Genomic DNA, 13,899 nt, shown 5'->3' with positions numbered 1-13,899 from the left:
ATGCCTCCTGATGTTGGGCTTCAGCCGAGGGCTTTGGCCAGTTTGGTGTGATACGAGTTCTTCTCGTATCGCGGCCCGTTGTAGGCCTGCGCGAAGGGGCGGCAGGCGTCGGGATTGCTGGACAGGGCGCGAAGTTCATCCTTCAGACCGTTGTGTTCGATGAACCGGGCAAGAAGCTCGTAATGGCCGGTTTCGCTGCCGATCAGGGACGCGGCCAGGTCGAAGGGCGAGGCGAATTTCAGCGCCTCCCAATGCGCTCCCATGATTTGAAACCGGCCCCAGCTTGCGGAAGCAAAGGCGGCGTCGGGATCTTTGGCGCAGGCCGCACCCAGCTTGCTCCAACTGTCCTCGCCATAGCCACCAGCCACGGGATCGGAAAAGGAGGATGGCGACCACTGGCCCTTGGTCTGGCGGTGGAAATAGTGACGCTCGAAAAGGATCTTCACCTTGCCCTGCTTGTCGAAGCCGCCGCCGCTGGATTCGACGGCGCCCACGGCGGCAAGCTGGCGCAGGGAACAGCCAAGCCGCTGAGCGATCAGGCTGATGTCAGATGCGAGGGCCAGAGCAGGCTTTGCGGTGGTGAAGTGGGCGTTGAGAGCCAGCCGGGATTTCGGCCCCCACACTCCATCCGGCGCGGCGCCGATACGGCGCTGAAGGTCGGTGATGTTCATTCTTCATCTTCCCTTTCGTCGGTGCCGATGGCTTTGTAATCGTCCATCAGCTTCTGGACGCGATGCAGTTCCCCGCTTTCCGGGGCTTCGCGCTCAACGGCGCGCCAAAGCAGTTCGATGATGGTAATGAGGGCGGCGCGGCGTTCGTCGCTGACCTTCTCGCGAAGCCGGCATTTCGCCAGTTCGCGGTCAACCAGCTTGAACCGCTTTTCCACCTGTGACCAAAGCCAGGCGATCCCGCCCCCTACCGTCGCCAATGTCGGGGTCAGGATGGCGATGCCTTGAACAATTTCAGACATTGGACTTGCTTCCTTCAGGCACAAAAAAACCGCCTCGCGGGCGGCTGTCGGGTGCGGGCTTGGTTGCGCGCGCGCTATTCGGCCGAGGCGATCAGCCCCAGCACATCGACACGCAGGTTGATCAGGACGCGGTCAATGCGCTGCTGGTTTTCGGCGCTCACGCCGGGGCGTGCGGCCTCAAGGGCGGCGATGCGGGCTGCTACTTCATCAGCGCTGGGCAGCGCGGCCACAACCGCCGCCAGAGCAGCCTTTTCCGCCGCTGCCTTCTTGGCATTGAGCGCGGCCAGCGCGTCAGCGTCTTCTTGGGTCCATTCGGTATTGGGCATGGTTTTCTCCTGTTAAAGGGTCGCATCCGGCGCCGGGGGCCAGACCACATCGGCGGGGTCGGAAAAGGTTTCGGTGATGTCGCGCAGGGCCTGGCGATAGTTGACCCATGCGGCGCGCGTGGCCTCGGGCACATCGGGAAGCTGGGTCCAGTCGCAGGCGGTAAGAAGATTTCCCCTCTGATTTCTTATCAGAAACCACGCATCATTGCTGGACGTTTCAACCACACGCGCGGTCGTACCGTCAGAGGAAATCGCGTACTGACCAGGACCGTCAACGGGGACATAGACCTCCCCCTGGGCCAGTTGCATCGCGGCGATTTCCTCGGAGGAATTGATATACATCCTGGCCTCTGCGCCGGGAAAGCCAATGATATAACCCATCACCTGTACCTTGTGAGAATAGTGAATGTTGCGCCATTGGGCATGATTGATTGGGCGCCGCTCGTTACCTGAAACTCCAAGTTGATGGTGTAGTTATAGCCGGGCCGCCAATCTGAGCCTGAAGCAATGTTTACCCGTCCAATCATGGTGACAATGGATGGCCCCAGATATGCGTAGGAAATGACATTAGAAACGCTGCTGTTAAAACCGCTCCGCGCCCGGAGGGTCAGCATTCCACCGCCAGCGCCGCCGCCACTGAGAAGCACTTGGCAAAGAACGATTATGTCACCACTATAATTCATGGGCACATTGATACTTAGAGGCACCTGAACGTTGCTATTGCCTGCTATCGTTCCATTGGCCGATTGAGCAAAATAGGCGTTGCTAATAGCACCATTCAAAATCGCATCCGTGGTAATCGAACCTGTCACAAGCAATGCGCCGCTGATGCGGACGTTGCCCACGATGTCGAACCCCGAATAGGCCGTGTTGGCGAACAGGGTGATACTGGCGCGGTTGTCGCCGCTGACCGCCGTGACGCCCCAATAAGCGCCGCTTCGGCTCTCCAAACTCGCGATGGCGCTGGCCTGCACCGTGACCGTGGACGACAGACTGCCGAGGTTGGCCGTGAGGGTCGAGATCGAGGATGCCAGCGAGGCCTTGTCGGTCTGCTGGGTGACATAGGCCTGGTTGAGTGATGCCTCCTGGCTGTACGGCGTGGCGATTGAGCCATGCTCGAACTTGATGGCGTTGAAAGCCACGTATTGCATATTCGTGGCATAACCCACGATGCGGACGCGAACGTATCCCGCATCGTGGGGCGCCAAGACGCTCATCTTGGACGCCGCGCGATTGCTGGGTTCCCCAAACCACGGACGGCTTACATTCGGTCCCTGATCCAACCGAATGCGGTTGGTGTTGTTAAGGGCATCGGTAAGGTTCGCAAACCAGCAAAGCTCCAGCCGGGTGAAACCATCGGTCCAGCCGCCGAATTGTCCCATGTCGCTGTTGGCGGCGCAGGTGTAGGGATTGTCGCCCCAAACCGGGATCGGGTCGCTATCAGCGAAGTAGCCGCCGCTCGCGTTAGGGTGGCAAATGAAGTAAGGCCCCCATGCATTGACTTCAGCACCCCAGGTCCCCGAGACGCCGCCCCAATAGGCAAATCCAAACTCGCCCGAGCCGTTTTTCAGCAGGTTCGGCTTCCCGGCCGAGAGTTGCTGCTGGATGGTCGCGGTCGAGGACGTCAGCGTGGCTAGCGTGGCGCTCTGGCTGGTGATGCTGGCCGCGTTGCCGCTGACCGCGCTGCTCAAGCTGGAAATGCTGGCCGCCAGTGCGGTTTGGCCATCGGTGCGCGCAAGGATCTCGGCATTAAGCGAGGATGACAGGCCCGAAACGCTGGTGTTGAGCGAATAGATCTGGCTCGAAAGCGTACCCTCGGCGCCTGTCGCGCGCGCGATTTCATCGGCAATCGCCGCCAACGCGGCATCAGCGGAAGAGGCAGCAGCGGCTACATCACCAAGGACAGCGGCAATCTGCGCCTGTGCCGCCGCCAAGGCGGCTGAAAGGGCCGGCACTGTTGAAGTGACGGCGGTTGCCACCTCATCGGCGGTTGTGCTGCCAACGGGCGTTCCTGCGGGCGCGCCAACCGTGGCTCCCCCTTGAGCCGGTTTAAGCTCTTCAAGCGTGCTGCCATCCGCATAGGTGATGTTGGCGGCCGACAGCGGCGGGATGCTATTCGCCCACCATTCATTGCTCTCAATCGGCCAAGACGGAGGCGGATTGCCGGTCGAGGGGGTGGCATTTTTATAGATCCATTGCGATCCGTCTTCGCGCGTGACGATGTTGCCTTCGCGATAGGTGGTCGTGGCGTTGTAGATCCCCTTGTCGATCAACGCAGCGGCGAAGGCGATTTCATCGGCGGTTTGGACGCGCCAGGATCGATTGGCCCCCAAAATGGTTTTCCAATAGGGCGGGCTGACCTCAAGCTCTTCGGAACTGGCGACCTGAGGCAAAGCGCGGCCCCTTGCGTCAAGCGTCAGGGTGGCCGGGGCATCAAGGGTAACGGGGGTAACGAAGTAACTGCCGGTCAGCGAGATTCCGGTTTGGGCATTGCAGGCCAATGCCATCTGATTGGCAATTTCGATGAAGGTGGTTTGCTCTGTCTGGACGATGTTGACGGGATAAGGAACGGCGGCGTCCAGCGCATCAAGGCTCGATGCGATCAGGTTTTCACTGGCAATCCCCGCAAGGGCGGCAAATGCCTTGATAATGGCCCCGGTGAGGCGGGGCGTTGATCCCGAAATGGCATGGCCCTTCACGTCCCCGGTGATGACCCCATAGGCCGGGGCACCAAGCCGAACCAATCCGCGCGCAAGGCAGGTCGCCCAGGTGCCAGCGGCAAGGTTTGCGGCTTCCAGGCTGGCATAATCGGGATAGTTGCCCGAGGCAGGGCCAAAGGATGAGCCGCGCTCGAACAGGCTGGTGACGGCTTCGATGGGGCCATAGGAACTGAATTGATAGATGCTGTAATCGGCGTTGATCAGGATCGGTTCGACATTGCGCGCATAGCCCAAAATCAGAGGCTTCAGGCGGTTCTTGATGTCGCTTCCGCCCTCAATGCCGCCAGTGCCGCTAAAGGTTGCCGTCAGGACCTTTTGGGCAAAAATCGAGTTATCGACATTGGCGGTGATGGCCATGATCTGCTTCTTGCGCGTGGCTGACCCCACGATGCCGCGAAACCGGACGGCCCACGGCCAGGCCCGGCCGATCTGTTCTGCCCGGATCTCAACCGGCGCGCCCTGCCAATAATACCGATCCGCCATCGGCACGCTTTGCTTGACCGTTTCCATGTTGATGGAAAAAGTCGCGCTGCCCGGATCGACGGCCGTTTTGAAGTCACCATTCCAGAGGTTGATGGTCAGCGACGGCGGCAAGGTGACAGCGGGTTCCCAAACCACTCCGTTAAGGCCTGTGATCGAGCGATCCTGGGCAGAGCAGACGCGGACAGGAACCCTTGCACCGCTCTCAATGTCCAGCGGCAGGACGGTGATCAAACATGCGATGGCCATTACCAGGTCCCCGTGGTGCCGGTGGAATAGCCGCTGGATTTGAGGGCATTGATTGCCCCCAGAAGCGATCCGAGGTTATCGTTTACCGCGCTCAACTGCGAATTGAGATCGAGGTTCAAATTGCTGAGGGCCGCCGTCACCGCAGCATTGTCGCTGGCCGTGGTGGTGGAGATGCCGGAAAACGGGCTATCCGTGGTGCTGTTGGTGGCGGCGGTAATCTTGTCCGTCTGCGCATCGATGGCCGTTTTGGTCAGCTTCGTCACCTGATCCAGCAAGGCGAAGTAATCGCTCTGTGAACCTGACATTTGGCGCTCGATGTCAACCAGCGTCTGCGCGGCGCTGGAAAACTCCTCGAAGGCCGTGGTGTCGCCAGCCGCTACGCGCGCGGCCAGCGGCTGATAGGCCGCGAGGGCTGTGGCCTTGCGTTCCGTCAGGGAACGGGCATCATTGCCGCTGGTCAGGCTGTCGTAGAGACTTTGCAGCGATCCGGTCACTTGCTGCGTTGCCTGTTTGATGGCGGCGGCGCGCTCAAGCTCATAAAGCTGCTGGGCCTGCGCATATTGCTCAGTCGTCGCGCTGCCTTCCTTGAGGTAGCTCACCAGAACCGAAAACTGGCCGTTCAGGTCATCAAGAGCAGCACCGACAGGATCGGTAAACGCCTTGATCCGCTTGGGGATGCTCTCAATCGCCTGAACTTTGGAGAGGGCCGATGAGATGTCGGAACCAGCGGCTAGAATGTTCTTTGATGTCTGGCTGATCCCTTTGACCGCCCCGTCCATAATCGCATTCTTGACGGCGATTGCCACCGCCTCTTCAAGCTCGGTGCCATCATAGAGAATGTCAGCGCCCGCCGAGTTGGGATAATATTTGTCGCCAACCCGATCAGAGCCACTGGCCGAAACGCGGTAGTAATCCTTGTAGCGGCCGATGGAGACGGAGAAATCGCCAACCGTTGTACTCAGGGAACTGGCGATGCTGGAAAGCTGATCCTGAACGGTGTTACCGGCCTGCGCCAGTCCATTGGTTGTGGCCGAAGTGCTGCCTGTTACGCTAGTTTTCCCGGCCCCGATGACAACCGTTCCACGCTCGGAAACCTTGAACAGATTGCCGATGATCCCGCCGGCAATAGACCCGATGATGTCACCGCCGGGGATGCCGCTCAGCGCGCCCAGCGCGCCACCGATGGACGAGCCGGTGTTATCGAGCTTGATGCCTACAGAAGACGCAAGGCCCGTCACCTTGTTCGACGTTTCCAGACCGGACAGGGCCGTCCCGAATGCCTTGGAAATGTTGGACGTACTCAGCCCGGTCGAGCTTAGCAGGCCATCCATCCCCTTGGTGATTTCCTTGGGCAGGGTGTCGAGCTTGCTGAGCGCGCCAATCGCGGTCCCCCACTTGCTGCCCCCGGTCAAAAGGTTCCCGGCCATCGCAGCGCCAAGGACGGCAGAGAATTGGCCAAAGAACTTGGTGCCAAGCTTCTGATCGATGGGATTGAGGACCTTCTTGGCCATCCCTTCGGTCAGCTTTTCGACCCATTTTTCAAGCGTCAGGTCGGCGCCTTGAACCCTGATACCATCCCCGTTTGCCTGCGCATTGACGCCCGTTGCGTCTGTGGTGGGAGCCGCAGGAAGCGCGCCAGCAATCCGCTGCGCGTCAGAGCGGCCAAAGGCAGCATCGGAGGCATCATTGAGCGGCCGATTGTCATTGGCCGGGGTGCCTTTGATCCGGCCAGCCGCAGTATCAAGGGCATCGGCCAGCGTCGCGGCGGATTGGCTGACGCGGTTGTTTCCCTCGATCAACTGTTCGACGCTGGAATCGATGCCCGAATGGCGGCGGACATATTTGTCCATGTCCTTGAAGACATCGCCAAAAATGCTTTCGGTGAGGAACTGGCCGCGCAGCCGCTTGATGATGTTTTCAAAATTGCCCCGGATCTTGGAGGGATCGGCCAGCCCACCCATGATCGATTCAACCTCGCTGCGCGTGGATTGCAGGGCCGAGGAAAAGGCGTTGATGACAAGCTGCTTGCGCTTCAGCACTTCAAGGTGCTTCTGCTCTTCCTGCGCAATCTCGATGACGCGCTGCTTCATCTCGATATTCGCGTTGAGCAGGGATTGCAGGGCCTTGGCTTCGCTGGCACGGCCCTGATTGATGTAGTTCTGGATCTGGTTGCGGATCTGCTGTTCCGTCCCATTCCTGTCTTCCAACTGCCAGATATATTGGAGGGCCTGCGCCTCGGCTTCGTGACCGCTGGCGGTTAGCTGTTGCAGGGCCACGTTGCGCTGGGAATTGCGCTCAATCTGGTCGGCCTGGCGCCCGAAGAAGTCGGTGATCTCCTGCTTGGCGGCCTTGGCGTCCTGCACCATGTCCGCCCATCCCGAGGGCTTCCGCTTTTCCAGCTTGGCAATCATGGTGTCCAACTGGCGAACCGCCGTCATGGCTTCGGAAATCAGCTTGGGTTGCTCGCTGAACTTGTCCGAAATGCGCTTGATCGTCTCGTCGGTGCGTTCGCCAAAATTGGCGAGGGCGTTGCTGGCCTTGGGCTGCTTCTTCAGCGCATCAAGCGAAGCCTGTTTTTCCTTTTCCAGTTGCGTGCGGCGCTTTTCATATTCGGCCTGATTGATGAAAGATCCGTCAGTGGTGGCACCCACAGGATCGTCTTTCGATTTCCGATAGAGTTCGTTGAGCTTGCCGACTTCCTCTTTGTATTTCGTGATGGCGGCGGCACGCTTGTCGATGGTCGCAATAGCGCGTCTTTCGCTTTCGGCAATTTCGGTGTCGGTTTTGGCGATGCGGGCAGCTTCAAGCGCTGCTTGAGTTTGCTCTTCTTCCTTGGCTAAGCCGCTTTCTTTGTACTTATCTTTAATATAATCAAATAACCCCCTGCCAGGGATGGAGGTAACATAACTCGGTTCATCCTTCAGTGCTTTGCGCTTGTTTTGAATTTCAGACAGCTTATTTTCAAGGCTGGTAATGCTGGCATCAGCCACAAGGCCAAGGGACTTGAGAAGGTCGCCATTTGTTTCAATCGCGCCGCGCGCCGCCGTCTTCAATTGCTCCATGGCATCGACACTTTGCTCAACCTTTAGGGTCAGAACGTCAAAGCTGCCGCTAAAGTCATAGACTTTCGCCTTGGCCTTTTCGGATTCATCGCCAATGCCCAGAATGCTGGCAATAAGCGGGCCACCAACGGCAATCGCGGCAAAGATAGCGGCGCCGTAAGGCCCGGACAGGAAGCTGGCGAACTGCCCAATCTTTTGCTCGGTTTTGTTGGAGCTTTCGGCAAGGCCGGACAGGGCAAAGGCTGCTTGCGGAACCTGTTGCGTGAAGATGATCAGCCCGTTGGTGCCCATTTGCGCCTGGACAACCACGTCCTGCATCTGTTGGCCAAGCATCGTGTACGCCTGGCGGCTGGATGCCACGGAATTGATCATGCTTTGGTGGGCCGTGGTCCCGCGCTTGGCGGCATTGGCCACTTCATTCGTGCCGGCCGTGATCGCGGCCCAGCCTTGCTGAAGCTCCTGCCGGGCCAACGCCTGCGCCGCCGCATAGGTTTCCATCGAAATGGCGCCAGCCGCAAAGAGGCGCTGCGCCTTTTCAAGTTCCTGATCGAAACGCTGCTGAAGCGCCAGCGCCGGGTCCAGCCGCTGAAGCAGGTTGTTGGCCTGATCGGCGTAGCGCTTCATTTCGGCTTCAGCCAGTTTGAGCGCGCGCGCTTCCAATTCGATAGCGTTGGCGCTGGCCTGAGCCGCTTGTTCAAGCGCCGCTCCGACTTCCTTGCCCTTGTTGGCTACCCGGCCAAGGACCTGTTCAAGCGTGGTCCCCGAAACGGCGGCGCGGTCCAAAGTGGCCTGGCCGGCCGCCAGCGCTTCAGCGCCCCATTTCCCGCTAACCGGCGTGCTGGACGGAACCTTGGTGGCCGCTTGGCTGGCATCTTCGGTCGCCTTGGCCGCCGCTTGCATGGCTGCGGTTATATCCGCCCCCCTTCGCGCGACACGGCCCAGCACTTGCTCAAGCGTGGTTGCTGAGACGGCCGCCTTGTCCAGACTTGCGCTGCCGGCGAGGAACCGATCAAGATCCGAACTGATGTCGGCCTTGGGGGCATAGCTCTGGCTCTCGAAAACCGAGGCCGATTCCGCGGCGCTTTTGGGCTGATTGGCAAGGCCCGGCGCGGCAAGTTTGTTGAACATTTGCTGCGCTGCAAAGGAGGCGTTTTCGGCGCGGGCCTGTTCGGCATAAAGAGCGCGGTAGGAGTCGGCCAATTCCTGATTGCTGCTGACGTTCTTGTCGATCTGGCCTTGCAGGCGCGAGTAGGTCGAAACCTGCGCATCTGCGATCTCTTTGGCGCGCTCTGCCTCTGTCACTTGCGCACGCAGGGCATCGATATAGAGCTTGGTCTGGCTCGACGTATCGCCGGTTTTATCCGCCAGTTGGATCGCCGCGTCACGCAGGAGGTTGAGGCGCGCAACCGTGTGATCAGCCTGCGCAGCCGCTTGACGCAGGCCGGAAACATCGATGTCGAAACCGATCTTGCCCGCGCGCAGGCTCGATACCGAACGCGACAGCATTTTGCCGACTTCGGTATAGGCCTCGTCAAATTGCCGCTTGGTATCACCGGCAAGCGCTGCCACCTCGGCAAGGAAGGATTGCTTGGCCGATCCGTTGGGCTGATGCTCAAGCCGGATGAAGGCGGGGAAGGAGGGCATGTTGCTCATGTTCAGATCCTGCCAAGGGCTTCATGGAAGTGATCGACCGCGCCCGATGCAGCGCGCGAGAAGATCTCGGCCGTATCCACGCGGGCTTCGCGCGCGGTGCGGGGGATGGCGTAAAAGGCGACGATGAAATCCTTGGCCGCTTGACCTTTGCGAGGAGTGCCGTTGCGGCGCAGCGATTTGGCGCTTCGGCCAAGGCCAGCCGCCGAAATGCCGACATTCTTGACGATCAGGATCGGGAAGCCATTCGCGCCTTTGGCCCGCACCAGGGGGCCAATCTTGCGATCAAAGCCGCCGCGCTGGTAAAGTTCAGGCGTCATGCGCAGCTTGCCCGATTTGAGCGGGATCTGATCGGTGGCGATCCAGAGCCAGCGGCCACGCACCGGCTTGATGTCTGCGCCCTGCGTATAGGCCTCAATCGCGCCGCGAGAGCGCCGGGAGGCCGAACGAATGGAAATCATACCGGAGGCTGCCACATAGCCGCCAGCGCCCCGGAAAACGCCCCTGCCGCGCGAGAGGTCAGAAGATGCCTCTAGGGCTTGTCCCATGCGCCCAAGGCCCGCGCTGGCCATTTTATCGCGTGTTTCGCGCAAGGCGCCGCGCGTTGCCTGATCCGCGCCGATCAACATGGCGCGTTCCATGCGCTGCTGATTGAAGCGATACCAATCGGCATAGGCGGCGTTCAATCTGCCGCTGTCAATTCTGGCGCTGATACGCATAGGATCTCCAATGCAAAAAGGGGCGCACGCGGCGCCCCTTTTCGTGAGATTTCAGGTTTTGGTTTTGCGGACCTTGGCCAGCATGTCGCTGATGACCGCGAAGGCATCGAGCAGCACAAGCGGCTGATCCAGCAGCGCGCCGCCATCGGGATAGACATAGCCCGCCATTCCGCGATCACATTGACGGTGCAGGCGAAGGATCGCCCAATGCTCTTCGGTCAGGCGTTCAGAGGGGTTTCGTTCGAATACGCCGATGCCGGGGATTTCCCATCCCCCTCCAAGGTCCCCTCCGTCAAAGGAGGTTGGATCGTCGAAGACGGCAACGGCGATGCGGAGTTTTTTGCCTCTTCCTCGTCCAGGCGCATGCGGCCGCTGCATGCCACGAACAATTCGAGCCATGCGGTGCCTTCCTTCAGCCCATGCGCCGCATGCTTGCGCTCAAAAGCTTCCAGGGCATCACGGACGGCCAGCATGGTATCAACGGTCATATAGCCGCGATCCAATCGGGCATTGACCCCCAATCCGGAAATGTCCTGCACCACAACGGCGGTGAGGACCGGCATGACCATTTCGCCAAAGTCATTGTTGTCGGCCAGCAACCGGCGCAGGGGAGGGTAGGCCTCGGCCACGCGCTGGGTCAGGTCGCCAATGCCGCGTTCCATTTCGGCATCGAAAGTCCAGACGAGTTCGGGGTCATCCTTGTGCTGAAGCTCAAAATCATCGCGGCTTTGCCAATAAGCCTGGATCGTGGGGGAGTGGCGCTCGAAGTCTTCAGCGGTCCAAAGCAGGCGCAGACCATCCAGTACGAATTGACGGATCTTTTCCGCGCTGTGGGTGCGCAGGCCTTCCTCGGTAACAAGGCGGCGATGAAACCGCTTGTCGCGGGGAGTGGCGGCGCGCAGCACAAAGGAAGGCGCGCCGGGGATCGGCTGAAGCGAAGTCGGGGTAAAGACCAGCGTTTCGCTGGCCTCCAAAGGAAAGTCCTGAGGCACGACAGGAACCTTTCTGATTGAGGGGTTAGTAAGGGAAGTTGATGCAGATGCTGCGCGAAAGCGCGTCGATCACGAGATCACCATTTTCCATGATGATCGCCCCGCCAAGGTCGGGGTTCTGATAGTTAAGACGGCCATCGGGGATGACGATCTGAACCATGGCGCCGGCCGCATTGCCCCATTGCGCCCAGAAGGGTTGATAGGACTGTGCATCGGCCAGCGCGAGAGTGTCGAGGACAGAGGGCAGATACTTTTGCCGCGTCATCGTCACCTTTGCCGAACCGCCGGTCAATTCGGCGGCATCCACGCCATCCGGCTTGTTGGGATTGGGCGGATTTTCGGTCTGAAGGCCGAGATCAACCGTGAAGGTCTGAAGGCCAACCTTGGCCCCGGCCAGCCAGCCGTCACCATCCTTGTATAGCGGAACGGCGCCGAGAGCGGGAACCGAGGGCGTCGCCTGCGCTGCCTGGCTGGCAATGGTGCAGTCGAACGTGACCTGAAGCTCCGGATAAGCGGCCTGATCCTTGGTGCTGGTGGGCACCACGATCTGCATAGCGGTCAGGCGGCAGTTCATCAGGTCGAGACGGTGGCCGTCGAGCCAGACCTGTTGAGACAGAAGGATCGGATCGAACGCCGAGACATCGCGCATATAGCTGAGTTGCGGCGGGATCTGATAATTGCCGCTGACAGCCGCACCGAACGTCTCAACAAAACTCGCGACCTTGGCAACCGAATAGCTCCGGATGGCCGACATGCGTTCCTTGTAGGATGCCCCCATATTGGTGAGCAGGATCGCCATGCCCTTGTAAAGATCCGCCGTTGCCGCCGCGCCAGCGCCCAGCGTGGCGCCGGTCGTGGTGCCCGCCGAAACGGCTTCGGCCGCGACGGGGATCGCGGCAGAGGATCGCAGTTCGGTGAACTTTGCGGCCTGAAGCACGCGGCCCAGCAAGAAGGCATTGGCCGCAGGAACGGCGCCGCCGCCCGGCGCGCGCAGCTTGATGTTGTAGCTGAGCGTCACCTTCTTGCCGGCAACGTCATCGCCGTTCTTGAAGGGCGATCCGGTATATTCGTCATTGGCGATGGTGATGCCATCGATCTGGGGCCGCAGATTGCTGATCGGCATGATGTCGCCGGGCAGGGTGGGGGCGGTGAACGTGTCGGCAAGCGGCTGAATGGCAATGGCCAAGGCCGAATTGTTGCTTTTCAAAGCCATGAGTGCGTCCTTTCGGGGAGCGGCTTAGTCCGAGGACTTTGCGGTGGCGGGGGTCTTCACGGCCTTGGCCGGGGGAGCGGCTTGCTCCGTTTCCGGCGCGGCCTCGGCCGGGCTTTCCGGCTCGGCCCTGATGGTGGCCTGTGCGATGGCGGCGGAAAGATCGGCCCCTGCAACCGCCGCTTGATGCAGGGCATTAAAATCCACGCTCCCCGTGCCAAGCGGGGGGCAAGTCGTGTCTGCCATGTGATAGTCCTTTTGGAGGGTCAGAAGATCTCGCCGCCCTGGCCGATGATCTCGAACCAGTTGGAGCGGCTGGTGAAAAAGGTGGCCCGCATCTGAAGCGAGGCCGTGCCCACGGATTTTCCATTGGCGGCGGCCCCTGCAACGTCCTGTTCCTGAAGGTCGAGCAGGCGGCCGCCAAGCGTGCGATCGGCATCGATGGCCGCTATGATATGGGCGATGGTCGCATGGTTCGCCCGGTTGATGATGCCCACCGTCGAATCCCCGCAGATGCAGGCAAATTCGATGGTGGCGGTGTGCAGGGTCTGGCCCTGTTCATCGGCCTGTTGCTGCCCATAGGCGGTGGTATAGATCTGGATCTGAAGGGCATCTTCGCCATCAAGAGCCTGATCCACCGATTGATCGGTGATGACCTGCCAGCCGGAAAGCGCGGGATAGGCGCCAAGAACGGCCGACAGGGCATCTTCGACCTTGGAGATAGCCGTGTCGGTCATGACGCCTTTGCAGCCTCGAATTGCCAATGCGTGCCGCTTTGATTGCGGCGCACATTGACAGGTTTGAATGTGAAGCCGGGCAGTTTGCCGAGAATGAGGCGGCAATTTCCGTTCGGCTTAACCGGAACATCGGCAATCAGGACTTCAACCGAAGTGTCCTGTTCGATGATCTTGCCGGTTTCCATGTCGCGCAGGGCATCGGCATAATCGACATAGGCACGCATGGGCGCCATCACGCCGCCTTGTGGCTGGTACTGGATGCTATCGCCCAGCGCGGCCATGCAGGATGCATCCAGCAACGCATCCTGCACATCTTCAAGGTTCGGCCCTGAATAGGTCACGCCGGGGGGGTGCCTTCGCCATCAGCGCCACCTTCGGAACCGCTGCCTTCGCCCTGGCCTTCGTCCTTATCGGCCAGCGCGCCTTCGATCACAGCGATGATGTCGGCCTTGTTCTTGGCCGGATCGATGGTGATCCCTTCCTCCTTGGCCAGCGTGACGAGTTGGGCCTTGGTGAGCGATGCCAGTTCGACCGTATCGGCATCCTCGGCCTTTTCGGCTTCGGCCAATCCGGCATCGATATAGTTCTGCGCCAGATGATCGGGGATTTCCCGATAGATGGGCTTGCCTGTTTTGGGATCGACTTCGCCCTTGTTGAAAACCACCATCTCCTTGCCGGTGAAGCAAGTGAAGGTGGCCAGCGCCATAATCTTGGCCATGGGTTTTCCTCGCATAGAAACGCCAGCGGCGGGGGAATGCACCCCCGCCGCTGGCGAATGTCAGTT

General features: G+C 60.2%; 13 protein-coding genes. All 13 read right to left on the bottom strand.

What is annotated here, in order from left to right:
* Window positions 1–20: 20 nt before the first annotated feature.
* The 13 genes from AC2S2E_RS13660 to AC2S2E_RS13600 all read right to left on the bottom strand — a co-directional run bounded on the left by AC2S2E_RS13660 (window position 21) and on the right by AC2S2E_RS13600 (window position 13,833).
* Complete coding sequence (locus AC2S2E_RS13660; RefSeq protein WP_486522719.1) at window positions 21–671, bottom strand: N-acetylmuramidase domain-containing protein; 651 nt, start codon at window positions 669–671, stop codon at window positions 21–23.
* Entirely contained in the window at window positions 668–970 is a 303-nt protein-coding gene (locus AC2S2E_RS13655; protein ID WP_486522718.1) for a hypothetical protein, read from the bottom strand. Before AC2S2E_RS13655 ends, AC2S2E_RS13660 begins: the two co-directional genes overlap by 4 nt.
* A 74-nt stretch (window positions 971–1,044) precedes the next feature.
* On the bottom strand, window positions 1,045–1,296 hold the full coding sequence (locus AC2S2E_RS13650; RefSeq protein ID WP_486522717.1) for a hypothetical protein: 252 nt from the start codon (window positions 1,294–1,296) through the stop codon (window positions 1,045–1,047).
* 12 nt (window positions 1,297–1,308) lie between these two features.
* Complete coding sequence (locus AC2S2E_RS13645; protein WP_486522716.1) at window positions 1,309–1,677, bottom strand: tail fiber assembly protein; 369 nt, start codon at window positions 1,675–1,677, stop codon at window positions 1,309–1,311.
* Entirely contained in the window at window positions 1,677–4,745 is a 3,069-nt protein-coding gene (locus tag AC2S2E_RS13640) for a hypothetical protein (RefSeq protein WP_486522715.1), read from the bottom strand. The genes AC2S2E_RS13645 and AC2S2E_RS13640 overlap by 1 nt, the downstream gene beginning before the upstream one ends.
* Window positions 4,745–9,460, bottom strand: coding sequence for a hypothetical protein (locus AC2S2E_RS13635; protein WP_486522714.1), 4,716 nt, complete (start codon window positions 9,458–9,460; stop codon window positions 4,745–4,747). Before AC2S2E_RS13635 ends, AC2S2E_RS13640 begins: the two co-directional genes overlap by 1 nt.
* A 2-nt stretch (window positions 9,461–9,462) precedes the next feature.
* Window positions 9,463–10,176, bottom strand: a complete 714-nt coding sequence (locus AC2S2E_RS13630; protein WP_486522713.1) for a hypothetical protein — start codon at window positions 10,174–10,176, stop codon at window positions 9,463–9,465.
* A gap of 218 nt (window positions 10,177–10,394) precedes the next feature.
* Entirely contained in the window at window positions 10,395–11,168 is a 774-nt protein-coding gene (locus AC2S2E_RS13625; protein WP_486522712.1) for a hypothetical protein, read from the bottom strand.
* A 25-nt stretch (window positions 11,169–11,193) separates the two neighbouring features.
* On the bottom strand, window positions 11,194–12,381 hold the full coding sequence (locus AC2S2E_RS13620; protein WP_486522711.1) for a hypothetical protein: 1,188 nt from the start codon (window positions 12,379–12,381) through the stop codon (window positions 11,194–11,196).
* Window positions 12,382–12,405: 24 nt separating this feature from the next.
* Complete coding sequence (locus tag AC2S2E_RS13615; RefSeq protein ID WP_486522710.1) at window positions 12,406–12,624, bottom strand: hypothetical protein; 219 nt, start codon at window positions 12,622–12,624, stop codon at window positions 12,406–12,408.
* Between the two features lie 20 nt (window positions 12,625–12,644).
* Window positions 12,645–13,115 (bottom strand): hypothetical protein, encoded by a 471-nt coding sequence (locus AC2S2E_RS13610; RefSeq protein WP_486522709.1) that lies wholly within the window; start codon window positions 13,113–13,115, stop codon window positions 12,645–12,647.
* The gene (locus tag AC2S2E_RS13605) at window positions 13,112–13,396 is read right to left on the bottom strand and encodes a hypothetical protein (RefSeq protein ID WP_486522708.1); all 285 of its coding nucleotides are present in this window, start codon (window positions 13,394–13,396) and stop codon (window positions 13,112–13,114) included. Before AC2S2E_RS13605 ends, AC2S2E_RS13610 begins: the two co-directional genes overlap by 4 nt.
* A 56-nt stretch (window positions 13,397–13,452) precedes the next feature.
* Window positions 13,453–13,833: a hypothetical protein gene (locus tag AC2S2E_RS13600; RefSeq protein ID WP_486522707.1), complete on the bottom strand. Its 381-nt coding sequence runs from the start codon at window positions 13,831–13,833 to the stop codon at window positions 13,453–13,455.
* Window positions 13,834–13,899: the final 66 nt, after the last annotated feature.

This window comes from Novosphingobium sp. 550D, assembly GCF_057401885.1.
The sequence above is the reverse complement of the archived record's forward strand: the minus strand, read 5'-3'. Positions and strand labels throughout refer to the sequence as shown.